This window comes from Paenibacillus lactis (genome assembly GCF_017873605.1).
GTDB classification, from domain to species: Bacteria; Bacillota; Bacilli; order Paenibacillales; family Paenibacillaceae; genus Paenibacillus_AQ; species Paenibacillus_AQ lactis.
Map to the genome: position 1 here is coordinate 45,359 of NZ_JAGGKI010000011.1, position 25,690 is coordinate 71,048.

16 protein-coding genes are annotated in these 25,690 nt (G+C 53.5%); 1 reads left to right on the forward strand and 15 read right to left on the reverse strand.

What is annotated here, in order from left to right:
- Positions 1-124: 124 nt before the first annotated feature.
- The 7 genes from J2Z18_RS19545 to J2Z18_RS19575 form a co-directional block, all read right to left on the reverse strand.
- Entirely contained in the window at positions 125-2,401 is a 2,277-nt protein-coding gene (locus J2Z18_RS19545) for a glycoside hydrolase family 95 protein (RefSeq protein WP_007130164.1), read from the reverse strand.
- Between the two features lie 479 nt (positions 2,402-2,880).
- Complete coding sequence (locus J2Z18_RS19550) at positions 2,881-4,539, reverse strand: ABC transporter substrate-binding protein (protein WP_007130165.1); 1,659 nt, start codon at positions 4,537-4,539, stop codon at positions 2,881-2,883.
- A gap of 52 nt (positions 4,540-4,591) precedes the next feature.
- Positions 4,592-5,518, reverse strand: coding sequence for a carbohydrate ABC transporter permease (locus J2Z18_RS19555; RefSeq protein WP_007130166.1), 927 nt, complete (start codon positions 5,516-5,518; stop codon positions 4,592-4,594).
- 24 nt (positions 5,519-5,542) lie between these two features.
- Positions 5,543-6,517: an ABC transporter permease gene (locus J2Z18_RS19560; protein WP_007130167.1), complete on the reverse strand. Its 975-nt coding sequence runs from the start codon at positions 6,515-6,517 to the stop codon at positions 5,543-5,545.
- 272 nt (positions 6,518-6,789) lie between these two features.
- Positions 6,790-9,093: a helix-turn-helix domain-containing protein gene (locus tag J2Z18_RS19565; RefSeq protein ID WP_007130168.1), complete on the reverse strand. Its 2,304-nt coding sequence runs from the start codon at positions 9,091-9,093 to the stop codon at positions 6,790-6,792.
- A gap of 277 nt (positions 9,094-9,370) precedes the next feature.
- Positions 9,371-10,639 (reverse strand): glucuronoarabinoxylan endo-1,4-beta-xylanase XynC, encoded by a 1,269-nt coding sequence (gene xynC / locus J2Z18_RS19570; protein WP_210095193.1) that lies wholly within the window; start codon positions 10,637-10,639, stop codon positions 9,371-9,373.
- Positions 10,640-10,708: 69 nt separating this feature from the next.
- Positions 10,709-11,533 (reverse strand): sugar phosphate isomerase/epimerase family protein, encoded by an 825-nt coding sequence (locus tag J2Z18_RS19575; protein ID WP_007130170.1) that lies wholly within the window; start codon positions 11,531-11,533, stop codon positions 10,709-10,711.
- Positions 11,534-11,665: 132 nt separating this feature from the next.
- Here J2Z18_RS19575 and J2Z18_RS19580 point away from each other — a divergent pair, with 132 nt between their 5' ends.
- Positions 11,666-12,448 carry an AraC family transcriptional regulator gene (locus J2Z18_RS19580; RefSeq protein WP_007130171.1) on the forward strand — a complete coding sequence of 261 codons (783 nt, stop codon included), beginning with the start codon at positions 11,666-11,668 and terminating at the stop codon, positions 12,446-12,448.
- Between the two features lie 89 nt (positions 12,449-12,537).
- Here J2Z18_RS19580 and J2Z18_RS19585 read toward each other — a convergent pair whose 3' ends face one another.
- The 8 genes from J2Z18_RS19585 to J2Z18_RS19620 form a co-directional block, all read right to left on the reverse strand.
- A complete protein-coding gene (locus J2Z18_RS19585) occupies positions 12,538-13,932 on the reverse strand; it encodes an ABC transporter substrate-binding protein (protein WP_007130172.1) in 1,395 nt (464 codons plus the stop codon).
- A 349-nt stretch (positions 13,933-14,281) separates the two neighbouring features.
- The gene (locus tag J2Z18_RS19590) at positions 14,282-16,093 is read right to left on the reverse strand and encodes a family 43 glycosylhydrolase (protein ID WP_007130173.1); all 1,812 of its coding nucleotides are present in this window, start codon (positions 16,091-16,093) and stop codon (positions 14,282-14,284) included.
- Positions 16,094-16,207: 114 nt separating this feature from the next.
- On the reverse strand, positions 16,208-18,421 hold the full coding sequence (locus tag J2Z18_RS19595; protein ID WP_007130174.1) for an ABC transporter ATP-binding protein: 2,214 nt from the start codon (positions 18,419-18,421) through the stop codon (positions 16,208-16,210).
- A 23-nt stretch (positions 18,422-18,444) separates the two neighbouring features.
- Entirely contained in the window at positions 18,445-18,972 is a 528-nt protein-coding gene (locus tag J2Z18_RS19600; RefSeq protein WP_007130175.1) for a DUF1854 domain-containing protein, read from the reverse strand.
- Positions 18,969-21,266 (reverse strand): ABC transporter ATP-binding protein, encoded by a 2,298-nt coding sequence (locus tag J2Z18_RS19605; RefSeq protein ID WP_040738727.1) that lies wholly within the window; start codon positions 21,264-21,266, stop codon positions 18,969-18,971. The genes J2Z18_RS19600 and J2Z18_RS19605 overlap by 4 nt, the downstream gene beginning before the upstream one ends.
- Before the next feature lie 69 nt (positions 21,267-21,335).
- Positions 21,336-22,106 carry an alpha/beta hydrolase gene (locus J2Z18_RS19610; RefSeq protein WP_007130177.1) on the reverse strand — a complete coding sequence of 257 codons (771 nt, stop codon included), beginning with the start codon at positions 22,104-22,106 and terminating at the stop codon, positions 21,336-21,338.
- Between the two features lie 87 nt (positions 22,107-22,193).
- Entirely contained in the window at positions 22,194-23,936 is a 1,743-nt protein-coding gene (locus J2Z18_RS19615; protein WP_007130178.1) for an SGNH/GDSL hydrolase family protein, read from the reverse strand.
- Positions 23,937-23,983: 47 nt separating this feature from the next.
- Positions 23,984-25,675, reverse strand: a complete 1,692-nt coding sequence (locus J2Z18_RS19620; protein WP_007130179.1) for an RICIN domain-containing protein — start codon at positions 25,673-25,675, stop codon at positions 23,984-23,986.
- Positions 25,676-25,690: the final 15 nt, after the last annotated feature.

Sequence of the window (25,690 nt, forward strand, 5' to 3'; positions counted from 1 at the left end):
CTGCCTTTTCTCGTCTTATCTTGTGCTTTCCTAGTTCAATATTGCGGGAGTTTCTTGTCTCGATCCCCAGCCTGGTCATCGGATTCCATGGTATAGCGGGATGTCTCGAAGAAAGACCATCCATTTATCGATCCACTGCCGTCTCTTTGCTAAAGAACGTATAAGAACGTCCAGTCTCGCCCACAAACACTACGGGTTCGAAGCCGGGAGCCTCCAATCGGCAAGGGCCTGAAGCTGCGCAAGTGACGACGGCTTCCGTAACCTTGCCCTCTGCCCAAACGAAGTCGACGGTATAACCTCCCCTGGCTCGCAGCCCCTTCACGCTCCCCTCGCTCCAGCAATCGGGCACTGCGGGAAGGAGCCGGATTGCCCCGTCATGGCTTTGCAGCAGCATCTCGGCGATGCCTGCCGTACCGCCAAAATTACCGTCGATTTGAAATGGCGGATGATCATCGAACAGATTAGGCAGTGTGGAGTGGTCCAAGAGCGCCCTCACATTCTCGTAAGCTGTGGCTCCGTCCTGCAGACGTGCCCAGAAGTTAATGATCCATGCACGGCTCCAGCCGGTGTGCCCCCCGCCGCTGGCAAGCCTGCGTTCCAATGTCGTCTTGGCGGCCTCAGCCAAATCCGGCGTTCGCTCCACGCTAAAGCGTTCGCCCGGGTAAAGGGCAAACAGATGGGAGATGTGACGGTGTCCCGGCTCCACCTCTTCGTAATCCTCCATCCACTCCTGGATTTGGCCGTATTTACCGATTTGCGGTTGGGGCAGCCGCTTCAGCGTGCCCGTGAGTTCATCGCGGAACGCCTCATCCCGTCCGATGATTTCCGAAGCCCGAATGCAGGCATCAAACAGCGCTTCGATGATCTGAAAATCCATCGCGGCTCCGACGCAGAGCACCCCCGTCTCGCCGTTTGGCAGCTTATACCGGTTCTCCGGTGAGACGGAAGGGCAAGTCACCAGCCGTCCTTCGGCGTCTTCGATCAAATAATCCAGCAGAAACAACGCCGCTTCCTTCATTGTCTCATACACCCGCGCCAGAAAATATCGGTCCTGACCGAACCGGTAATGCTCCCACAAATGCAGGCACAGCCAGGCAGCGCCCATCGGCCAGAAAGAAGCCGGAAGATACGTATCCTGCGGCGCCGTGTCCGCCCAAATATCCGTATTGTGATGGGCGGTGAAGCCCCGGCAGCCGTACATGACATGTGCTGTCACCCGACCGGGCTCGCGCATCCGTTCGATCAGCTCGAACAACGGCTCATGGCATTCGGCCAGATTGCAATTTTCTGCATGCCAATAATTCATCTGTGCATTGATATTAATCGTGAATTTACTATCCCACGGCGGGGTGAAGTTGTCGTTCCAGATGCCTTGAAGATTCGCGGGCAAAGAGCCCGGCCGGCTGGAAGCAATGAGCAGGTATCGGCCGAATTGAAAATAAGTCGCGATCAGGCCGTGATCCTCTCCTCCTTGTTGAAACTGCATCAACCGTTCGTCGGTCGGCAGCACGGTTTTGTCCGGGCTCTCGGGCAGCTTCAGATCGACCCGTCCGTACAGCTCGCGGTAATCGGCGACATGCCGGGCTAGCAGCTCAGCATATGGAACCCGGCTCAGCATCTCCAGCCGCCGTTTGCCATCAAGCTCCGGATCGGGATGGCGGAACGTTGTTCCGGCAGTGATCAGCAGCGTTACCGAGCTTGCGCCATCCACCAGCAAATACTCCCCAAGGGTACGGCAGACGCCGCCATCCGGAACCGCTTTCAGGACGGCGCTAAACGAGCTGCCTCCTTCGCCGCCGCAATCCCCGCGCATGGCAAGCCCGCTTTCCTTCCATTTGTCCGTCTTCTCCAGGTATCTCCAGTTTCGGCGATTGAACCGGGCTTTTAACGAGACTGTCCCCTGTTTGTCGGCGGATATCCGGATGACGATCGCCTGATCCGGATAGCTGGCAAACAGCTCGCGCGTATACCTGATCTCGCCGATCCGATAGCTGACCCGGGATATGCCGTTCTCCAAATCAAGCTCCCGCACGTAGTCGACGGCAGGAAGGTCGTGATGGCTAAACGACAACAGCAGATCGCCGAGCGGCATATAGTGCCGCTGCGCTTCGGGCAGCCCCGCCATCGTCATCGCTGCCAGCTCCTCGGCCTCCCGCAGCCTTCCCTCCATAATCAGCTTTCGAATCTCTGGCAAATGAGGCAGCGCGTCTTCGTTGTTGCGGTCGCGGGGGCCACCATACCATACGGAATCCTCGTTGAGCTGCAGCTTCTCCTCAGCCGTGCCGCCGAAAATCATCGCCCCCAGCCGGCCGTTTCCGATCGGCAGCGCCTCGTTCCATTCGGCCGCCGGTTTCCTATACCACAAGCGATGCTTCTGTTCCTTGCTAACCAAGCTTGTCATGGCTTCTCCTCCAATCCGCTTTATAAATTGCACTAGTTCAGTTCCATCACATGTCGAAAGGCAAATCGCCAAGGTAAAGCACCGGAAAATCGGGCGTAATCCATCCATTTAATCGTTGCGGTCGATTCTCCAATAATGCTGATGGGCTTCAATGCGCATCCAAGCCACCTTCATTCCAACTTATTGTAACGATCCGATATAAGAATAAAAATTGCCTAATCCCGCATATTTGTACCTTATTTTGATATCACGGCCCCATATCAATGATCACTTATAACGAAAAAGCCCGCAGCGCGAGCTTTCCGTCCTTCCATCGCAATGCTGACCTCAAAAGCGCTTCGGGCACGCAAGCCTTGCCTCGAACCGCATTGGTTTCGACTCGTCTGAAGTGCCGTTCACAATTGGACATTCGCTTCGACAGTCCCGCGTCCTGAGCACAGAATCATGCCCCAAAGAATCCGAGCTTATCGCGCCGCGGTCTACTTCGATATCGTCGATGAATCGTAGGCAGCCTGCATGATTTCAAGATAACGCTGCATGTTCAGACCCTCCAGCCCTTTCACGTAATCATCCCAATCTTTATCCAGACTCTTGGCGCCGGTAATGAACAGCAGAGCGTTCTGGTCGACATAGTCTTTGATGTTGGTCTGCATCATGCTGGCTTCATCGGCGACCAACGGGTCGACCCATAGCGCCCAGTGCGGGAATATTTCTTTCGGCTCCTTGCCTTCCATCAATAACGTTGCCTCGTAAAGACGGCGTTCGTAACCATCGTTAGCGTAAATATCCGTGCCCTGAACCTCGGAATCGCGGTATGCCCGGTGGTGATTATATTGGGTTAGTGCCCCCCAGCTGTCATTGCGGGGCTGCTCCCCGGATTCAAGCGGGATCGATTTATAGAGCGGCTCCACTTTGTCGTTCAGCGCGATTTCTCCATCCTGCGGCTTGCGCCAGCTCTTGCCTTCTTCACCGAGATAGGAGAGCATTGCCCCTTCTTGCGTATAGAAATAATCCAGCATTTTAATGGCGGCGATCTGCGCCTCTTTGCTCGCTTTATTCGTCAGAACGAAGGATGCGCCCGGATCGATCGGATAGTTGAACGTTGCATAATTGGCGTGCGGTCCTTGCAGAGGCGGAAGCGGGTTGTAGTCCTTGCTGTAGGGTGCATCTTCTCCTGTGGTTAAAAACAGGGCGGGATGCATGCCTGCTCCGGCACCCAAAAGCTGTGCGTCGGCGTTATCCCCGATTTTTTTGTACGCGCCTGCATTTTGTGTAAACGCCCCCGGGTCAATGAGTCCGCCGTCATACAGCGATTTGATGTAGGCCAGCGCTTCCCGCCATTCCGGTTTGTTCGCCGCGGTGTCGACCTTGCCCTCCTTCATGATGAGATACGTCCTGTCGTCGTTGTAAATAAAGCCGTTCATGAGATACGGAATCACGTGAACGCCGAAATTTTCGACGGATCCGCTGAGCGGCACTTCGTCCGCCTTGCCGTTTCCGTTCGGATCCTGCGTCTTGAAGGCTTCAAGGACCGCTTTGAATTCTTCCGGCGTCGTCGGCTGCGCAAGTCCGAGCTGATCAAGCCACTTCGTATTGATCCACATTTTATTCGGGTATGAGCAGTGGAAGCATTCGTTTAAGCCGGTCAATCCGTAAATCTTGCCGTCAGGAGCAGTGTTCATGGCCTTATAATATTCGTTGTTCTCCAGCACTTCCTTAATGTGGGGAGCATGCTCCTCGATCAGGTCGTTAAGCGGAACGATCACCCCCTGCTGCCCGAACTTCAGCAAGTCCGTCTGCGAGAAACGGTCCACCCAAGGAATAAGCATATACAAATCCGGATAGTCGCCGGACGCAAGCGAAATTTGGCGTTTTTCGGCCGCGCCGTCGAACGGAACGGTTGTCCAGTTGAACTTGATGCCGAATTGCTCTTCCATTTTTTTCGTAAACTTATTGGTTTTCAGATCCACATCCGAGCTTTGATGGGCAAATACGTTGATCGTTACCTTCTCACCGGAATCCTGTAAGCCGCCTTCTGTCCCTTCGCTTCCTTCGTTGTCGTTTCCGCCGGAGCATCCGGCAAGCACCAAACTAAGCATCAGTATGAGAACAAGCAGACGGGTTCCCGTTTTTCTCAAATCAATCTCCCCCTCATGAATTGGTTATCACTATAACGGGCGATGCCCGGGATCAGCCCTTCACGGAGCCAATCAGCATGCCTTGTACGAAATAGCGCTGCACAAACGGATAGATCACCAGCACCGGGAGGCTTGCCACCACAATGAGCGAGTATTTCATCAGCTCGGCCATTTGCTGCTGCTTAACCATCTCCCCGGCATCCATATTGCCCGTTCCGCTGCCCAGGATGAGAATGCTGCGGAGAATGAGCTGGAGCGGATAGAGCGATTGCGATTTCAAATAGATCAGGGCATCGAAGTAGGCGTTCCACTGCCCCACCGCGTACATGAGTGAGAGCACGGCGATAATCGGTTTGGCAAGCGGAAGAACGACGCTGAAAATGTAGCGGATGTCGCTGCACCCGTCGATGTCTGCCGCCTCGGAAAGCTCATCCGGGATCGAGGTCTGAAAGAAGGTTCTGGCGATAATGACCTGCCATACCCACACGGCGTTCGGAATGAGCAGCGCCCAGCGCGTGTCGATCATGCCCATCGATTTGACGACCAGATAGGTCGGGATCAAACCGCCGGAGAACAGCATGGTGAATGTAATGAAAACCATAAGCGGCGTGCGGCCGAAGAATGACTTTTTCGATAACGGGTATGCGACCATGATGGTCAGGGATACGCTGATAAACGTACCGGCAACGGTATAAAACAGCGAATTGGCATAACCCGTCAGCACCTGGCCGTTTCGGAACACCGCTTCATACCCCGCCAGCGATACGTCGACCGGCCACAGCCACACCTTGCCTGCAGAGACGGCGCTTGGACTGCTCAGGGACGAGCTTACGATGTAAATAAGCGGATACAGGACGGCAATTAGAACCAAGGTCAGCAAGATATAGGTCACGCTCAGAAAAATGCGGTCCCCCAGCGACTCCTTGATCTTGATCCTCGTGCTCCGTCGGCTTCCTTGATGGGTTTGCAATGCGTTCATGTCACTCCCCCCTTTTCGCGAAATTTACCAGAGACTGGTATTAGAAGCCCGCTTGGCAACGGCATTGACAACCAGGAGCAGCACCAGATTGATCAAGGAATTGAATAGCCCGACCGCCGTGGCGAAACTGTAATTCGCGTTCAGCAACCCGATTTTGTACACATACGTGGAGATGATTTCCGACGTGGACAAGTTCAGCGGATTTTGCAATAAGTACATTTTCTCGAAGCCGAGCGCCATGATGTTGCCTACGCTGAGAATCAGAATGATGACCGCGGCCGGCAGAATGCCGGGGAGATCGACGTTCAGAATTTTCTGTAACCGATTGGCACCGTCCACCTTGGCCGCTTCGTATAATGACGGGTCCACTCCCGCCAGCGCAGCAAGATAAATTACGGCGGAGTAGCCCATCGTTTGCCATACGTCGGACAGCACGTAAATCGTGCGGAACATGCCTGGCTCTCCAAGATAATTGATCGCTTCGAAGCCAAGCGCGCCGGCAATGGTATTCACGATCCCAAGACGTGGGGACAGGAACAGCATGATGATGGACACCATGACCACTGTGGAGATGAAATATGGCGCATAGGTGACCATCTGCACGGTTTTTTTGAACCTTGCGCTCTTCACCTCGTTCAAGGCCAACGCCAGCAGAATCGGGATCGGAAACCCGACGATCAATTGATAGAACGAAATGTACAGCGTATTTTTGATCAGCGTCGCGAACGCCGGGTTGCGAAAAAACATCTCGAAGTACTGCGTGCCGACCCATGGACTTCCCCAAATCCCTTTCACCACGTTATAGTTCTTGAAGGCAAGCACGGCGTTTGCCATCGGCAAGTACTTGAAGATGATGAAATACAAGACCGGCGGAATGACCAGCAGATACAGCTGCCAATGTCTTCTGAAGCTTCGGGAGGCAAATCTCCCGATTTCCGAGCGTGTATTGCTCGGGGCTCTGACTGTTTTGGACTTGGAAAATAGAGTACTCAGTTCCATCCCTCCTTCGATGAGCAGCTGCCAATGAAGCAGGAACTCTGTTTGGCAGCGCTTTCTTGTGCGTAATCATAAAATTGCACGCTCGGCGCCGTAAAGGCACACTTTCTCCCTCACCGTACAATTTCGGAAACGGATACTTTCCAAGCGTTGATTTTCCTCGTTTTTTTCATTTGACGGATTCGATAAAAAAACGTCACTCGACACGTCCGATCCATTCGTTTAATGAGGTGCCTGACTCCCCTTCCGTAAAAGACGGCTAGGTCGCCGTCTCCTTAATCGGCCATTTGCCGGAACGTGCTCGGCGACACGCCGCGAACCCGCTTGAAGGCCCTCCGAAATGAATGGGCGCTGTTATACCCCACCTGCGCAGCGATTTCGTCAATCGTCAATAGGTTCTGCTGCAGCAGCTCGGCCGCCTTGCCGATCCTCACCAGTTCAACGTAGTCCGAAGGATTCGTTCCCGTATGCTCCTTGAACATTTGGGAGATATATTTTTCTGGCTTGCCAATATGCTCCGCGATACGATAAAGCGTCAGCTCGGCGTCGGAGTAACGCTCGTGGATATAGCGGATGATCTCACTTACGGTCTCGGCATGCATGTCGCATTTTTTCTTCCGGACGTCCATGCATATATCATGAATAAGCTTTCCGAATCTGTCCCTGAGCTGATCGACCCCGTCCGTTGACGAAACGGCAGCGATCTGTTCCTTGATATGGTCGGTCAACGACTCGTCGTGGAATATTTTTTGTTCGGCCAGCTTTAAAAAGGTTCCCTTCAGCTCCGTCACAAACTGCTGCGTCATATCGTACGACAACTCCCTTTCTTCAAAGTTCCGGCTGAACAGCTGGTCAAGAAGACGGTAGGTTTCCTCCAGTTCACCCGCCTTAAGCGTATTGAGCATTCGCTGTTCGGATTCAATCGGATAATAGTACAGCTCCGTTGCTTTCATCGCATCCTCGAACCGGGTGATGCCGACTGCCCCGGTGTGGACGGCATATTCCAGTGCTTGCTGCGCTTCGTTGAACGAGTCGGCTACGCCGTTCCACGCGTCGAACGCCGAACCCAGCCCGATCGTGATCGACAATCGATGCTGCCGATATACGGCATCGACCAGTTCGAGCAAACCGTCTTCCAGGCGGCGATTTAGCTCTCCGGCAAGCACATGCACGAAAGCGATCTGGTCCGAACCCCAGTCCGTAACCAGCACATCGGGTTCCAGCCGGCTCAAGGCCTGCCGGACGATCAACCGGGCGACGCTGAGTTCCTGGATGATTTCCTCACTGTCGGCGCTGCCATATCCGGCAACTTTCAGAATGCCTGCACGTCCATGCTCGCCGCGGAGCCGGACTCCGGTTTGACCGGAAACCGCCTCGAGCTCGCGCAGCGTATAGAAGTCGCCTGTCAGCAGCCGCTTGATGAACGCATCCCTAAGCAGCGGGAGCTGATCGTTCAGTGAAGACTCCAGCAATTTATTGTTTGCGATCAGCGCCGCGATATTGCCGGCCAGAAAATCATACTCGTTGCCGATCTTTTCCCGAGAAACGTGGTTTTGTTCGCGAAATACGGACAGTAGCGAATGGACCTTAGCACTGTGCCGGTACGCGAGCACAAGTCCGATCAGCAAACCGATAACCAGCGCTGCCAGCGTAAATGTCGTCGTAACCTTCTGGATTCTGTCGGCCTTCGTCATCAGCGCCTGCTCGGGTATTCCGGCCATATAGGTCCAGCCGTTCAGGTCGGACCGGATGGAGATCAACAGCCGTCCGTCGCCCGTGGGGCTGACCTCGCCGTTCTCATCGGAGGAAGCTTCGGTGAAGCGCTTGGCCTCCTCTTCTCCGATGCCGCGGGACAGAATCAATCTGCCTTCCCGGTCCGCAACCAACGCCCAGCCCCCGTATTGGTCCACGATATTTTGCAGCAGGCTGCCCATATGATCTTCATCGATCAGTACGCCGATCATCGCCTGCGGATTGTTAAAGCTGTTAAGCGGGATCGATTGCAGAAACGTGACGGCCGGCGTCTCGACAAACACCGTATCGCGGATTTCTCGCCTATATTTTTTAAGCGGAACCATCTCATTCAGATGAGGTTTCTTTAATACAGCCTCCTCCCATTCCTCAAACGTCATTCCTTCAAGCCGATTCGCCTCGTAATAATGCTCGGGCCGGTAATAGACGGTATTCGGCGTAATAATCGCGTTATAATTACGTATGTAGATGAAGAAATTGGAGAGGTAATCATTCGTGCTGCTGTACATGGACAGGCTGCGCTGCATGCGTCCCAAGCCGTAAACGTTGTTGCTGTCGAGCGGCTTGGGATCAGCGATCAGACGATATAGATCCTGATTGATCGCAAGCTGCTTCGTGAAGGTTTCCACCTCCACCAGATGACGCTCGATGATCTCTTTTCCCAGATTCAAGGAACTCAGACTGTTTTCAATTGAGCTTGCTTTCGCCACTTCAATCGAAGTCCTGTACGATGCATAGCCCGCAATTTGGGGGATCAGGAGCACGATCAAGTAGGAAATCAGAAATCTGCGGAACACCGGGGAGAACTTGGACCATAAACGCTGCATATGTACCCTCCTCAATAGAAAGCGTTTTCAAAGTAAGGCAATACGATGATACACTTGACTGTTCGCAAGAAAAAGGTACAATTCCTTCCTCGGGGTACAATTGCTTACCATGGCTATAGGCTGGGAGCGAAATGACATCCAACCGTTTAGGGCTGAAATTGCGGATCAAATCCAGCCCAGAACAAAGAGCTGTCCTTCCAAGTCGCCTGCAAGACCTGGAGACAGCTCTTTGTTAAAACTGCTGCTTATTATTGAAACCAGTACCGTGGACGATAAATTACCGCCCGAGTTCGCCTACAAAGGTCGTAACGCTCTGCGCGGGAAGATGGGCCCAGAAGTTGCTCCCCGTTACATTGAGAGTCGTACCGGGTTGAAGATTGCTGCTGCCGCTCGTGATCCACCTTGATACCTGCGAAACCGATCCGTTTTGCAGCACAAAGTTCTGATTGACCCCGGCGCTGCTCCGGTTAATCGCAACGATAACGATTTTGTTGTCACCTTTATAGGCTGATACGTAAACGTTGGATTCAGGATTTTTCGTGGCATCCACCCTGACATAGCCGGGGCGGACAAATTTGGAGAAATGAGCCATATTGTAGCCGCGTTTGCTGATCGTGCCGTCCTCCTTCATCGGACCGTAAGATCTGCGGATATACCACCACACGTAGGCTTGAAAATCGCCTTCTACCAGCGCATTGTGGATGTGATAGGACACGTCAAGGGCTTCAGGCCAGCGATCCGCCGAGTTGTTGTCGCTGTTCGGGTAGTATACCTCCGTCATCCAGAGATCTTTTCCCGCTCCTTTTTGTTTGAATAGCGGATAAGCGAAATTGCTAATCGGGGTCCCGTACAGATGAGCGCCGAGAATATCCATATTGGCAAGCGCCTGGGGATCATTCAAAATCGGATCCGACATATTTTTCAGATACTGGAACGATTCCGGCGCGATGACTCTCGTGTTGATCGATCCGGCATTTTCTTTCATAAACCGAAGCATTTCCTGCAGTGTCCACCACGTCCAGTCATGTGCATAATCGGGCTCGTTTTGGACGGATATCGCATGCAGATCGACGCCATTGTTTCTCATGTACGTCACGAAATCGTTAAGATGCTGGGCATACGCGGCATACTTGTCGTAACGAAGCCGCTTTGCCGACGTATCGCCGTTGTGGTTAAAGGTCTCGACCATATCGGCCGGCGGATTCCAAGGGGAAGCAAATACGATGGCTCCAAGGGCAATGGCCCGTTTGGCCGTCTCCAGCTCACGATGCCACTGATTTCGGTCTTCATGCACGTAGATTCTTAATATTGAGAAACCTAACTGATTCGCCCCGTTTCCGAATGCGGTATCTCTCTGTGCTGCCGTCAAATCGCCGATCCATGCCGGGTGGTTGATGCCTCCGAAGCCGCGAATCACTTGCTTCTCCGAGGAAACATTGATGACGGCATCGCTGGCTGCGGCAATATTGCCAGGTGCAACCAGAATGGACAAAGCGATGGCAAGAGACAAACATACGCATAAGTATTTCTTAAACCGTAAACTCATGAGACTGCTCCTCTCGAATTTTTTTGGCTCCTCAAACCAAGGTCACGCGTTGAATAAATATTCAGCCGGTCAATTCCATTCCATTGCTTGCTCCGCTAACAATCGCTTTATCGCTTTGGATGCCACAACGAAAAGCTCCGGATTCGTGAATCCCTCGAATTTTCCGGCGGCGCGCAGATGCGGCTCCAACGACATAAACCCTGAAAATCGCCTGCGGCTGAGCTCATGAATGAGCTCGCGGAGCTCACCGTCGCCATCGCCTGCCGGTACGACGGTCCCCTTCCCCATGATGGCGTCTTTCACATGAATATACGACGCATACCCGCCTACCAGTGGATAGGCCTCATTGAAGGGGTTCACGCCGCACTGCACGAAATTCGCCGGATCAAAGGCTGCCCGCAAATGAAAGGATGAAACCGTTTGAAGCAGATCCAAACATCGCTCGCCGGTGTCTCCATAAATATGGCTTTCATTCTCATGAAGCAGGACCACGCCTTCGCGTTCAGCCAATTGAGCGAGTCGTTGCATGCGCCGTATCACTTCAGGCCGATGCTTCTCGTAGTCCCCGTCCGGAATGTAAAAGGAGAACACGCGTACAAAAGGCGCCTGGAAAAACTTGGCTAGACGTACGGCGCGCCGAGCGTCCTCGAGATGGGTTTCAAAGTCGTCGGTGATTTGGATTTTCCCGATCGGCGAGCCGATCGAGGAGACTCCGACCCTCCGCTCCGCTAATCGTTCTTTCACGGTCAACGCTTCCTCTTCCGTCAGCTGCAGCACATTTTTGCCCCAAACGCCTCGAAGCTCAAGATAACGGATGCTTTCGGATTCCAGGACATCCAGCTGAACATCCAAATCCGGGGATATCTCGTCTGCAAATCCGGTTAACGTAATCATTGGACCCTTCCCTTTCTTAATGGATGATTTCACATGATCAAGCGGCGATACATTGGGAAATGACCATCCAACCACAGGTTGTAAATGTTCATGTGGACATTACAATTTGTTTAAAAAGGAGGCGATATCCGCATGGAGCTTGAATATCACCCACATCTCGTACCGAATATTTTTCTGTTCGTGGACCGCAAATGTTATCCGGATTGGAGAATACAGAAGGCCCGGATCGGGTTTCACGATTTGACGTTCGTCGTTGATGGCCGGGCAAACTACTACATTGACGGCAAAAAATTTGCAGTTGAGGCGGGCGATCTGGTGTACGTTCCGGGGGGAAGCGTACGGGAAGCCCATACGTGCAAGGAATCTCCCATGCATGCGTATCCTTTCAATTTTTTCTGGGCCGAACCGCACAATCATATCCGGCTTCCGTTTGGCGTCGTAACGAAGAAATTGATCACCAAGGAGATACTTGCCTACATCCGGGAGTTCAACCACGTGTGGATGAATAAACAACCGTTTTATATGATCCATGCCCGTGCATTGTTCGAACTCATTCTCCACCGGCTGCTTCACGGCATGCATCGCCAAACGATCATGCATATGGACCCGCGGATCAAGAAGCTGACCGCCATCATCGAAGAACACTATGCGGAAGACTTGTCGTTTAACGACTTCGCCGAGCAGTTCAACCTCCATCCCGTTTATTTAGGGAAACTATTCAAAAAGAATACCGGTTCGACCTACAAGGAATACCTGCAGCGGATACGCGTGAATAACGCTGAGATCATGCTGATGGCCGGCGGCGTTACCGTGACGGAAGCCGCCGAATCCTGCGGCTTTCAAGATCTTTCCTATTTCAGCAAAGTGTTCAAGGAAGCGAAAGGCTATCCACCGTCTGCCGTTAAGAAGCATTGACTTGGAATCGCTTCCATCTGTAGCGCCGTACCTGACTCATCCCTTCAAAATGACGGGAGGACTGGCTGTGATTCCATTTGAGACCACGTTTATTTTTTCCAAACCGCATCAATCGCTGCCTGGAACGGCCCTTTATATTTCTCGACGACCGTCGATACCGGGATGCCTTCCATGATTTCCCCTATAAATTCGTAATAAGGCATCGATGGGTATCCGCTCTCGGTATCGATCACTTTAATGCTCTCACCGGCCAGCTTGGCATTCTGAATATCGTCCTCGTTGCTGAATAAAGTCTCCAGCGTAGATTGTTTCGGATAGTCGTAGATCGAGTCGATATCGTTGATTTTCTCGTAAATATAAACCAGACGTTCGGGATGCTCCACGGCGCTTGGAATCGTCAGGTAATTCGGGATCGTATTATGCGAATGATAGCTTGATGCGCTTGGCCCTTTCGGAAATGGGAGAAATCCGATATCGTAATCCGGCATGTCCTGCTTGAAGTTTTCCATTTCATAATCGCTGCCTGCAACCATCAATGTGTTGCCTTGGCGGAAAAATTGGCCCGGCTCGGTCCAGTCTCCCCCTTCCGTTGGTCTCCCAACCGACTCGGTTGCGAGGCGCGACAAGAAGTTCAGCACCTCCAAGGTTTTGGGATCCTCAAGACCTTGCTTATCTAGAATGACCAGATTCGCTTCGTTCGAGGCCATTGCGGGAACCAGCAAGGAAGCGGATGCAAGCCCCCAAATATCCAATTTGCCGTCGTTATTGGAATCTTTGTTCGCTTCTTTCGCGACCTGAATGAACGTATCCCAGTTCCAGTTGTCCTCGTTGACGTATTCCTGCAATGGCTTCATGCCCAATTGATTCATTAACGTGCGGTTATAGAAAATGCCGGATGACGCGCCGTTGATGCCCGTCCTGAACCCGTAGCCCCTTCCTTCGTATTGGGAGTACTCGTTCGTGTACTGCTGGATGAATACCTTCTCGTTCTTCGTGTATTCATCCACCGGCGCGAACAGACCTTGATTGACCAGCGTCGGAATCATCCATGGCCTCGCTACCCGGATAATGTCGCCGATCGGTTCGCCCGCCACCAGCGAGGCTGTCACCTTATCCTGGTACTCGCCGAAATCCACGATCACGTATTCCATTTTAAAATTATGTTTTTTCATCAGCTCTTCCAAGTTACGTTTCCGTTTAATGTTGTCAGGATTGTCTTCCTGAATCGATTCATCATACCAGGACACCCATTTGATGGTTCGGCCTCCCATATCAAATTCCATTTCCGGCGTGCCGGTTAATTCTTCCTCGCTGCTTGATTCGTTTGTCGGCTGCTCGTTTGTCGCTTCCGCAGGCGCGTTGACGGCCTCTTCCGCTTTGCCGGGCTCGACTGTCTTCGCGTCGCCGCCCGAGCCGCTGCTGCATGCCGTCATGATCACCAGAATCAGGCTGCAGAACAGCAGACTGATCTTACGCATCCACATGCGTTAATTCCCCCCTTAATTTTTGGCTGCATGAATATGCAGCGCTTTCATTTTGATGCTCACCAAGATCATATAACTGCTTGCGAAAACGAACCATAGAGAAACTAAACACGATTTGTAATTACTAAAAGTGTTGATGCTCTGGGCAACGCAAAGGGTCGGAAAGTGGAAAGCGCATGAGCGTCGGCTATACGGTGTGCCCGATCTGAATCCATCATTGGAAAGGATTAACCTCGGGTTCACGTCGTCAAAATGCAAAAGAAGCGCTGCGTACCCGCACACGGGAACACGGCGCTTCTTTTGTTCTTCATGCTCTTGTCAATTCGCACACAGAAAAGTTGTTGTTCCGTCAGCCTTCCGCCAATGCTTCCACCAGCACATCCAGGTATACGGACACAAGCGCTGGATTCAGGTCCTTCTCTTCCGTCAAGCCCAGCATCGGTTCACCGTCAACGTCGAAATGCACGCGACGGAGACCCGAGCAGCGAGGCTCTCCGATGCCTGGACGAGCGTGATATACGCTCCAGATCGTTCCTTCCTCGTCCTTCACATAAGAATTGTGTCCCGGTCCGTATTCGCCCGGCACGCTTCTTGAGGTTAGCAGCGGGTAATTTCGCTTCGTCCATTGGTTCGGATCAAGCAAATCAGCGTCAGAATTGACGCTGAGCATGCCGACGCAATACGTGGCATCGACCAGAGCACCGGATATCGTCACGAAGATCTTCCGGTCTGTCATGAGTGCAAAGGGCCCTTCCTCCACGAACGTTTGATTGTTCGCCCAGCCGTATTCGGGCTTGGACAGCAGGACAGGCTCCGATATCAGTCTCCACGGTTTCCTCGGATCCGCCTCGGCGATATAGATCCACGAGCCCAGGTCATGCGGTACCAATTCCCTTTGCGCCCAGAGCACATATAAACGGCCTTTCCGCTCTAATACGGTCATGTCCAGCGTTATGCCGGCTTGAAACAGCGGGCTTCCGTCATGCCTGGCGACCCGGATCGGCGTCCCCCAATCCGCAGCAATTCTCGGATTGCCGCCCTTCTTTAACCGCATAACATGCGATTGAATGTCTTTGAACTCGCCGCTGCTGCCGGCAAGAAAAATATACAGCTCGCCGCCGATGCCATGAAGTTCAGGCGCCCACAGAAATCGCTTCAGATGATCATGCATGCCTGTATCCAGGATTTTGGTTTCTTCTGCCGAGGCCAGACCGATGATGGAATCCGACTCCCGGATCGATATCGTATGGTTGCCGTCGGCATCATTGGTCGCGACAAAATAATACCTTCCGTCCCACTGCGCAATGCAAGGGTCGGCACGGTTCGTCGCCATCGGAAATGTATAGCGATCCTGCCGAATGCTTCCTGAAATGCGATAAGTTCCGGGACGGCTCCAATCGATTTCGGACGCATCCCACTCAATCGGCTTGATCGCGGTTGTGCCGTCACTGTATATCGCCGTCACTTTAACGGCTTGCAACTGTTCTTTGGACGAAACCGTAACGCGCTCCGGCAGTTCATTACGCACATGAACCGGTACCGTAAGCTTATGAATCAGCCTCTGAGCCACGCCTCGCGGTACACGTATCGCATTGCGGGCCACTGCTCCTTCAATGGCGACGCGTCTTGGGCTTAGCGTGAAAGCTTCGCACGGCTTCGGCTTGGCAGCGTCGTCCGGGCATGTCACGTCCACCATTTCCCTTTGATAATACCTTCCGTCTTCTTCACGCCAACGTAGGATATACTTTCGGGAAGCATGTTCATATTCGCACATGATATCTTGTACATGAAGCCCGTTCGTTAGGTTCAACAGACCGAGCTCCCGATACTGCAGCAAGTCCGGGGAAGTGAACAAAAGCACCGAGCCCTTGCTTTGCTGATCGGGAGAACCGTCCGCTTCCGTCCGAATGGCCAGTACGCCAAAGCTTCCGTCAGCCATGTGGAACAGGTACGGATTCTTCAAACTCTTGGCGGACAGCGTGCCGTTTGAGAGCTCGGCGGCTTTAGCGAACAGTACCCCCGAGTTATGATTAAGCTCCCGATAAATCATCCCGTCATCGGTGTAAGCGAGATGCATGCTGTATGCAAGCTTCGGGGAATAGATTTCCGGTTCAAGCGGTTCTCTCGTATAGCAGACAACGCTGTGAATTTCATTTTCCATACGCTGCTCCTTCCCTCCTAACGGATATTGTATTTCAAGCTTTCTCCTAAGATGAGCATCCAGATTACCTGCACAAATTCATTGCAATGCACTGCAACCCTTGTGTTGGCGGCGTTATACCACCGCGGAAGGATCGCTCTTGCGGGACATGCCGCGCTGGGCGGAGATCAGATTGTAGTAAATTCCCTGCTTCTTCATCAATTCGCGATGCGTGCCGATTTCGGCGATCCGCCCCTTGTCAAGGACGATAAGCCGGTCGGCATTTCGCAGCGTAGAGAGACGATGCGCGATAGCGATCGTCGTGCGATTCTTCGTCACCCGTCTCAGTGCCTCCTGAATGGACTCTTCCGTCTCGATATCAAGCGAAGCCGTCGCCTCGTCCAGAATGAGGATTCGCGGATCGTTCAGCACGGCCCTCGCGATGGCGATCCGCTGACGCTCGCCTCCCGACAGATTGTTCCCGTTCTCTTCCAGCCTCGTGTCGTAACCGTCAGGCAAGCTGATGATAAAATCGTGCGCGTTGGCGATTTTGGCCGCCTCGATAACCTCTTCCGGCTTCGCGCCCGGCTTCGAGTACTGAATATTCTCCGCGATCGTCCCGCTGAACAGGAACGTCTCCTGCAGCACGACGCCGATTTGCGAGCGCAAATCCTCCTGCCGGATCTTCCGGATATCGATGCCGTCAATCCGAATCTCCCCTTCGTTTACATCATAGAAACGGGAAATCAGATTGATCGTCGTCGATTTGCCCGATCCGGAATGGCCGACGAGTCCGATCATCTCCCCCGGCTTCACGGTGAGGTTGATCTCCTTCAGAACAGGCTCATACGATCGATATCCAAAAAAAACGTCGCGGAACTCGATCAAGCCCCGAATCCGGTGGCCCACCGCGTTGTTTGCATCCATGACTTCCGGCTGCTCGTCGATTACCGAGAATACGCGATGCATCGAAATGACCGCATTCGCGATCCAGCGCGGCATGAACATCAGCCAGGAAATCGGCCCGAAAATCATGGCGGCATAAGCGCTGAACTGGATCAGCTCGCCTACGTTCATCTCCCGGCCGATAATCATGTAGCAGCCGATCAGAAGTACGAGATATTGGCCGATCTGAATCAAATAATTCGAGATCGGCGATAAAATGCTGTACAACTTCTCGCTTTTCAACGCAGCAGCAGCGAATTCGCCGTTATATGTCCGGAATCTGCGAATCTCCCGCTCTTCCTGGCCGAAAGCCTTCACGACCCGAATGCCGCTGAGGACATCGTGAAGAAACGAGTTTGCCTTGTCGGAGATGCGCCACTGCTTGTGAAACAGCCTGTTTAGGACATGCCTCCAAATATAGTAGTGCAAATAACCAACGAATGGAGCCGGAAGCAGCACGATCAGCGCCAGCCGCCAATCGGCCGAAAAAAGCAGCGTCGCTGAAGCGATCAGGATGAGCAGTTGGTGGATGGCCGTCGTGCACATTTCCTGAATCAAGTGGCGGATGCGGTCCGTATCGGCCGTCACTCTGTTCATCAGGTCTCCCGCTCGCTGGGACGTCAAAAATCCGAGCGACATGCTCTGAATCCGATCGAACACCGTTTTGCGCAAGTCGGCCGCAATGCCCGTACTGACGCTGGCCATGATCCGGTTTCTGGCAATGCCGAGCAGCTCCCCGAAAGCCATGGTGAACAGCATCCCAAGGAGTGCAAGCCAAAATACCCTTACGCTGGCCTCTTGTCCGGAAGGGGGGAGCAGCGCCGCGTTGACCAGCAGCTTCTGGAAGTAAGGCCCGGCCATCGCCAACGCCGAGGCAGCGATAAGGACACCTAGTCCAAGCATCAAGCTTCGCCAGTGTCTTTTGGATGTGAGAAGCAGTCGTTTGAATGCAGCTGCCTTGCTCATGCATCTGGGACACACCCGCGTACCCGGGACGAGCGCGCTTCCGCATGCCGCGCAAACCGGATCCCCTTCGTCACGATAAATCCGGACGGGGCGATTGGCGGCCATATCGTTCAGGATTTGAGCGATATAGCCGTACCTGGACGCATGCTGCATCGTCACCCTGACGATGATTCGTTTCGTCCCGTTCTCCGTGGCTTCAAGCACCGCATTGCCAACGAACGGCACCAGATGATAATCGCAGGCGTCCGCGATGTTCCCGTGATCCCGCACTTGGCCATCCCGCACATGCGCCCACCTGCCGCTGCCGATCGCCAGGTATCCCTCCACCCGCCGCCCATCCAGCGACAGGTCGGCAGGGACGCAATAGTCGATCTCCTCTCCGATGACTTGCCGTGCTGCCGCGAAATTCTGCTCCGAAAGCGTGAAGTTTAAATTCATCGATATTCCTCCGTTGCCGCCGTCTACAATCTCGTTTCGATCATGCGGTATTCCTTGTCGCTAAGCTGATCCACGTGCGGGATGACGAACCGGTTACCGTCGACGTCGATGATCAGCAGGCGGTTCTCCGCTGCAAACTTGACGCTGCCGCTGCCGTTCCGCACCGTGAACCGGCACCGTCCGGCAGTCGTTTCAACTTCCCAATAGGAATAGCCGAACTCCTCGCTTACGGCAATCACCTTGGTAATTTCCGGCGTAAAATAACGGATCTTCAGCTGCCTTTCAATGATAGAAGCCGTGCTTTGTGGAAAATCGTCAAGATAGCGGATCAAACCGATCTCCTTGTTGTCCGCCGTTCGAATCGACAAGAAAGAACGCTGGTTCGTATGCGGGAAGGAACAATGAACGTAAACCGGCGAGTGCACCTCGCCTTTGGTCCAGACGGACAGCAGATGGCCCGTCGTCTCCGCAAATTCCGAATTGCTCGGTGTCAAATATCGGATGCCCGCGGCATCCGCCAGTTCCATTCCCCGGTGCTCTTCAATCCTCATGCGATGATTTCCCCTTTCATTTTAAGCGCTTCATCATGTTTGCGAACAAGCTCCCGATAGATGCCCTCTCTCGCCATCAGCTGGTCATGCGTGCCCGCTTCAACGACGGCGCCCTTGTCCATCACGACCAGATAATCGGCTTGCCTTAGCGTGGACAGCCGGTGGGCGATCGCGATCGTCGTCCGTCCTTTGACGAGCGAATCGAGCGCCTCCTGGATTTGCAGCTCCGTCTCGGTATCAAGCGAAGCGGTTGCCTCGTCGAGAATGAGCACCTTCGGGTTGTGCAGCACGGCCCGCGCGATCGACAGCCGCTGCTTCTCCCCGCCGGACAAGCTGTAGCCGCCCGAGCCGATCTCCGTATCGTAGCCGTCCGGCAGCTTTTGAATAAAATCGTGCGCGTTCGCGATTTTGGCCGCATGCAGAATGTCCTCCATCTGGCAATCGGGATCGGCGTACGCGATATTTTCTGCGATGGTGCCAGTAAATACATAGATATCCTGAGAGACGATGCCGATATGACGACGCAGTGAAGCAACCGAAAGCTCCTTGACATTGACGCCGTCGATCCGGATCTCTCCCGCGGTTACGTCGTACAATCGTGACACGAGATTGACCAGCGTCGACTTCCCAGCCCCTGAATGGCCGACGACGCCGATCATTTGCCCGGGTCTCGCGCGCAGGGACACCTGCTTCAAAATCGGTTTGTTCGGCTCATAGCCGAACGAAACGTTGTCGATCTCGATGTCGCCTTTCATTGTCACTAATGAAACGGCTCCGGGACGCTCTGCTACGCTAGGTACGGCGTCCTGGATCTCGAAGATACGCTGCGCAGCCGCCATGCAATTGGACCACCAGCCGATAATATTATTCATGAACTGAATCGGCCCGTACAGCATCATCATATAGTTGACGAACGTAAGCACTGAGCCAAAAGACATCCGGCCTTGCATCACGTACCAACCGCCGAACGCCCAGATCAATATTCCGCCCGCCTGCGTTAGAAAATTGAGAATCGGAAACACGGTTCCGCTCCATTTATTAAAGCGCTGCTCGGCTCCGGAGAATGCATCGTTTGCCTGCTGAAAGCGGCCGATCTCTACCTGTTCTTTACCGAATGCCTTGACGACTCGCGAGCCGCGAACCGAATCGCTGATGATCGAATTCAGAGCGCTTACCTTGCGGTGCCTCCGCCATGACAAGCGCCACAGCTTCGGGAACGCAGTCCGGACAAGCCAGAAGACCAGCGGCATTGGCAGCAGGCAGATCAGCGTAAGCCGCCAATCCATCCACAGGAGCACGGCAATGATGCCGATTATATTCATCGCATTCACGATGAAGTAGGAGAGCCCGTCGACGAAAAAATATTGCAATTCCTGTGCATCGTTGTTCACGCGAGTCATAAGTTGGCCGGTCTGCCTTCGCATAAAAAAATCGAGCGACAACCGCTGTAACGAGGTAAATACCGCCGCTTTCAAATCGAAGGCAACCTTTGCCGCCAGCTTTGCGATGATGGTGCCGAACAAGATGCCGAACAACAGCGACAGCGTTCGGAATGCGAGAATGATCACGATGACCAGACCGATCCGCCCCGCAAAAGCGCCATTGCCGGCAAGCGCCTGGTCAAACAGCACGGTGCCCTGGAAATAAGGAATGACGAGACCGGTCGCCGAGTTCAGCAGCATAAACAACACGATAAAAAAGATGGACAGCCTATACTTGCCCGCAAATGACAGCAAACGTGCGAATACCGCATGCCGCTTCATGCATTTCGGACAGAATGGCCTGCCTTCTTCGGGGTACATCAATCCGCATGTCGGGCATGAGGCCCCGTCCGATTTTCCGTCAATTTCGAAGGCTTCAAACGGCTCGTTGTTCTTCAATTTATCGAAGGCTTGCGCAAACCGGACGGCCTGATTCATATGACCGTTTGTGAATGCACCGATCACTCGCTCCTCCTTCTCCTTGGCAACGACCATGCCGGAAGCGACCAGATTAACGATGGTCAAGGCTTCGAGTCGTTCGAGGGGAATGCGTTCCCAAGCCCAATCGCCGGAACCCTCTTGCTCCGGCTTGCCGGCAGCTTTGCGCCGGCCGGCTGCATAACCCGAAAACGTCTTCTCCTTCGTAACGCCGCTGCCGCAAAAGATGTGGAGGTGTTTTCGGGACAATACGAGATAGCTTTCTGAAAAACCGCCGTCCGGCAGCCGGTCACACTCCATCCCGTGCAGGAGATCAGCAGCTTTTATACCGTTTTGGTCCAAAATGGACACAATGTCCTTCGGCAATAACGTCATGATTTTACCCTTTCGTTTTTGGCTGAAAGTAAAAAGCCCGGCCAAAATGGCGCAAGGCTTCCTTCAACATCAGTTATCTTTAAAAATGAGCTGGGAAAAATGATACAAATCGTTCTTCCATACGGGCCAATCGTGTCCACCGCTTTCCTCATACCAAACGTGAGGAACCCGATGCTCCGACAAATACGCGTGCGTCCGGTCGCTTATCTGCTTCAGATTGTCCTCGTCGCCGCATGACAGCCACAGCAATTTGAGCCGTGCCGACGTTTCTTCCGGATTCGGGACGAGCTGCTCCGGAGATTTCGTATTCGGAGCCGGGGAAAAAGCGCCAATCCATGCGAAGCGGTCAAGATGCTTCAAGCCGATATTCAGGGATTGCCCCCCGCCCATGGACAGCCCCGCAATCGCACGGTTTTCCCGGCCTGTCGATACCGAGTATCGCGACTCGATAAAAGGAATCAGATCGCTTAGCAGATCGATTTCGAACGTCTCGAACGCTTTTATTTTGTCCGGAGCAAACAGGTCCCCTTCCGCCCGATCATTCGGCATCGCACGGCCATTTGGAAACACGACGACCATGGGCGCGAGTTTCCCGTCCGCATATAGATTATCTAGAATCGTCTGCGGATCGCCATGACGGTGCCATTCCGATTCATCACCTCCGATGCCATGCAGCAAATAAAGAACGTTGTACACGTTGTCTTCCGCATATCCCGGAGGCGTGTAAATCATCGCCTTTCGATCATTGCCTACCGTTTCGGATGCATATTCCACCGTTTCGATTTTCCCCCTGGCGATCTCCCGCGGAACGTCGTATCCAGCCGGTGCCGTCTCCTTCATCTTCCTCTCCCCTTCATCTTTTTGATTGAGCGCCGCTTGATGTCCAATCAAGCTTACCCATGGAGCGTGAAGCTATCTAATGCAATTCTATGGGACGTAACCGAAGCCCAGGATCGTAAATCGCTTATCCTCGTGGCCTTCCGCCATCTGGATCTCTACTTCATGTTCTCCTGACTTCGACTCATTGTACAAAATCACGGCGCTGCAGTGCGTCCAATTGACTTCATGCGGATCGGCGGTCTTCTTCAGCTTCCCGTCTACCCATATCTTCGCGGTCCCGAATGCCCGGCTTCCCGAATCTTTATAAACAAGGATAAGACGCTTGCTCCGGATAGTCATCTTAAAGCTGTGCTCGCCGGAATCGGCCGTGTGCATCCAGTTGTGCGGAAATTGCGGCGTCCCGTATGCATGATCGTCCAGCTCCGCCATTTGCAGATCCGTGTCGGTGTCCGAAAAACCGCCAGGATCAATGCGGGCGATGCGATCGCCATTCCTGCGATCGAGCAGCTTCGTTAAAGCGAAGTCATTTCCGATCAGCGGAGGCTGTTCATCCGTCAGGTCCTCCTCGTAGAGGGAGGAACGATCGGTTACTTCGAATAACCAGTCCAAACAATCGGCCATCACCCGATGGCCAGCATTGGTTGGATGATAAATGTCGTAGAAAAACTGTCTTTTCGTAATCACGTTCCCTTGCTCCTTGGTCCATCGGAACTGCTCCGTGACCGCATCCTTCACGCTGACCATCGGAAGATTGTAATGCCAACCGACCGGGGCCAGACGGTCTTGAAGATTCCAGTCGTTCACGAATACGCTGAACAGCAAAATCACCGCGGGTTTGTGATCGGCGCAAAGAGCCTTGAGTACCAGGCTCTCGTAACAATTTCCTTTCGTTTCGTCGCCTGCGTCGTTGACGGCAAACTCAACGATCACGATATCCGGCCGTACCTCCCCTTCTCGAAGCACATCCCGATCATAGCGGACGATGCCGAGCTCAGACGGCGTACCGCCTACGCCAGCTTTGACAAGACGAATCGGGCTGTCGCCGGCGGGTGCAAACCTTCGCTTGAACAGGTCATAGGATTGGTATGCGTAGCATTGGGAATGGAGGGGGACAGCGCCGGCCCCTTGGGTAATGGAACCGCCGATGTAGGCGATGGTTACGGGCTCGCCCCGCTTCGCTTTTTCGATTGCCGCCTTTAATCGTTTGTTATGACCCGGGCTTATGAGCGATTTCTTAATCATGTCTTGATATGCTTGTGATTCCACATCGACCGGGGGGTCGACTGCAGCCTCGGGGATTTGGTAACCGTCACGAAGATAGAATACGATGCTGACCGTTGCCAACACGCCCTCTCGTTCAAACTCGAAGACGAATTTGCCTGGAACATCGTCATCCGGATATCGATCTTCGTCGTTATCCAGAACCAGGAGCGTTTCCGTGCCGTTCGCTGGACAGGTTATACTCTGCCGGGATCCCGTTTCGTATGGATTCGCATTTCCCCAATTCCAAAATGTGAACAGAACGCTCGATACGTCCCGTTCATGCGCATGAACGGATATTCCGATACTGTCCACCAGCCGGCGAAGACCCCTGCTGCTCTTTAGCAGCTCAAGAATGGCTTCATCCGTCACACCCCCGGTAAATCGGGCTTTATCGACGAGCTGACTCCCGTCCAGGTATATCTCTTGCGTGTACTTCCCATCGGGACGAGTCGTCGCTTCGATGATCGCCTCATACAGGATGTACAGTCCGCGGCGTTTGACTGCAGGATCCTGCGGCGCCACTGGACCTTCCGTTTCATTTCCCGCTGGCGTGAAATGGCCTGCCATCGTTCTTCATCCTCCTCACCTTGCCGCTCTCCACCTGTACGGCAGCGTCAATTTACGTTGATCAACTGCCATTGCTGATGCAAATCCCCTCGATAAGGATTCTGCTGGAGCTTCGCTCCGTCCGCGGACGAACCATCCGCCACTTCGACGGCTTTATTGCTGTTCGCGTTAAGGATGCTCCAGTATCCGTTGCTTAGCTTGATCAGACGGAATCGCTGTGCTTGATTCCCATAATCCTGCATGAGCTGTATTGCTTCCCCGTTGTTTGTGGAACCGTTTCTAACATCCATCACCTTGCCGTCGCTCGAACTGACGCTGCGAAGCCGGTATACATTGTTGTATGCTCCCATATCGTCCGCAACCCATCGCTGGGCCGTGGCGTTATTGTCCGGCCATTGCTGCAGCTGCAGCGAATTGCTGTTTTGTCCGCCCGGGACGTCGATCACCTTCCCTGAGGCACGGTTCACGATTTTATAGGTTTCTCCCGATAAAATACCGTTCCATGGATGAAGCTGCGCACGTTCGTAATACCATTCGAAGATGAAGCGGGCCATGCCGTCCCGTGCCGGATCGCCGTCGAAGAGCAGCCCTGCCGTCGGATCGGCAAACGTGCTTCTTGCCCCCGGCTGCAGAAGAAAACCGTTCATGTGGACCGCGATGCTGACGTTCCCGGCTGCCGTAAATATGGCCTTGGTGTTTTTGCCGAAGCCTTCATTCGAGCCGTTGAACAGCTCCCAGTACTCCGAGTCTCCCGGCAGCCGTTTGAACCAGGTCGTTTCCGTAATATTGATCGGATAATTGTCCGCGCAGGGCTTAATGTTGGTATCCCATTGCTGCTGGAGTATCGAGCCGTTATCCTTTGCTCCGTAGCCCGGGTACCAATGCACGGCATATCCGATGTTGTTCAGCGGATCGGTTAGCGGACGCGTGGCGCATAACTGATAATATTGATCCCATCCAAGGCCGGCGGCCCATATCACGTTATCTGCCCCTTGACTGCGGATCGTGGAAATGATGGAATTTTGAAAATTGCGCAGCGAGTCCCAAAACGCCGGAAATTCGGGGTCGGACGGATGTCCTCCCCAGCGACCGTTCGCATAAGACAGCACCGGTTCATTGATGATCTCGAACATGACGTTGTCCGCGCTTTTGATCGCAGGCTGTGCCGCAAGATATCCCCAGATTTGATTAAATTTTTCGAGATTGGCTTGCGTCGTTGCCTGATTATCCTGGAGCGTGAAGTCGAGGCCTAGCGTAACGTAGATTCCCTTGGTCTTTGCATACTGGATATAAGGCACCACGACGTTCTGCGTAAAGGACTGGAGACCGGCAAAATTATACGTTCCGGCCGCCACGTCGCCCATGTCTTCACGGTCGATAAAGAGCCTGACCTGGTTCATATACCAGCCGTGACTGTTGCCGTACTTCGGAGAGGTATCGGAAAATGTGTCGGTAATATCCTTTAAATACGCCAAAATGGCAGCATGGCGATTCCCTCCGCTACGGTTCAGGTAGTAATCGCTTCCCTGATACGTCCAGTACGAGCCCCCGGGCTGGTGCCACCCGCTGAGGACAACGGGCTGCCCCTCGCTGTTTACCAGCTGGTTGCCGCTGACGCGAAGCTTGGACATCGGCATGCCCGACCATGCGTCGGCTGCGCCATTATGGAGGCCCAGCGTAGCTGGCAGCAGGAGCAGCGCGGCCAATAACAGCTTGAGCGTCCATCCTGTTCTTTTCATACATCGATCAACTCC

What these genes read in the sequence shown, in the direction of transcription:
- J2Z18_RS19555 (WP_007130166.1), bottom strand. Translation starts at nt 5,518, where the DNA reads ATGAACGCATTGCAAACCCATCAAGGAAGCCGACGGAGCACGAGGATC.
- J2Z18_RS19605 (WP_040738727.1), bottom strand. Translation starts at nt 21,266, where the DNA reads ATGACGTTATTGCCGAAGGACATTGTGTCCATTTTGGACCAAAACGGT.
- J2Z18_RS19600 (WP_007130175.1), bottom strand. Translation starts at nt 18,972, where the DNA reads ATGAGGATTGAAGAGCACCGGGGAATGGAACTGGCGGATGCCGCGGGC.
- J2Z18_RS19620 (WP_007130179.1), bottom strand. Translation starts at nt 25,675, where the DNA reads ATGAAAAGAACAGGATGGACGCTCAAGCTGTTATTGGCCGCGCTGCTC.
- J2Z18_RS19565 (WP_007130168.1), bottom strand. Translation starts at nt 9,093, where the DNA reads ATGCAGCGTTTATGGTCCAAGTTCTCCCCGGTGTTCCGCAGATTTCTG.
- J2Z18_RS19610 (WP_007130177.1), bottom strand. Translation starts at nt 22,106, where the DNA reads ATGAAGGAGACGGCACCGGCTGGATACGACGTTCCGCGGGAGATCGCC.
- J2Z18_RS19615 (WP_007130178.1), bottom strand. Translation starts at nt 23,936, where the DNA reads ATGGCAGGCCATTTCACGCCAGCGGGAAATGAAACGGAAGGTCCAGTG.
- xynC (WP_210095193.1), bottom strand. Translation starts at nt 10,639, where the DNA reads ATGAGTTTACGGTTTAAGAAATACTTATGCGTATGTTTGTCTCTTGCC.
- J2Z18_RS19590 (WP_007130173.1), bottom strand. Translation starts at nt 16,093, where the DNA reads ATGGAAAATGAAATTCACAGCGTTGTCTGCTATACGAGAGAACCGCTT.
- J2Z18_RS19575 (WP_007130170.1), bottom strand. Translation starts at nt 11,533, where the DNA reads ATGATTACGTTAACCGGATTTGCAGACGAGATATCCCCGGATTTGGAT.
- J2Z18_RS19585 (WP_007130172.1), bottom strand. Translation starts at nt 13,932, where the DNA reads ATGTGGATGCGTAAGATCAGTCTGCTGTTCTGCAGCCTGATTCTGGTG.
- J2Z18_RS19595 (WP_007130174.1), bottom strand. Translation starts at nt 18,421, where the DNA reads ATGAATTTAAACTTCACGCTTTCGGAGCAGAATTTCGCGGCAGCACGG.
- J2Z18_RS19580 (WP_007130171.1), top strand. Translation starts at nt 11,666, where the DNA reads ATGGAGCTTGAATATCACCCACATCTCGTACCGAATATTTTTCTGTTC.
- J2Z18_RS19545 (WP_007130164.1), bottom strand. Translation starts at nt 2,401, where the DNA reads ATGACAAGCTTGGTTAGCAAGGAACAGAAGCATCGCTTGTGGTATAGG.
- J2Z18_RS19560 (WP_007130167.1), bottom strand. Translation starts at nt 6,517, where the DNA reads ATGGAACTGAGTACTCTATTTTCCAAGTCCAAAACAGTCAGAGCCCCG.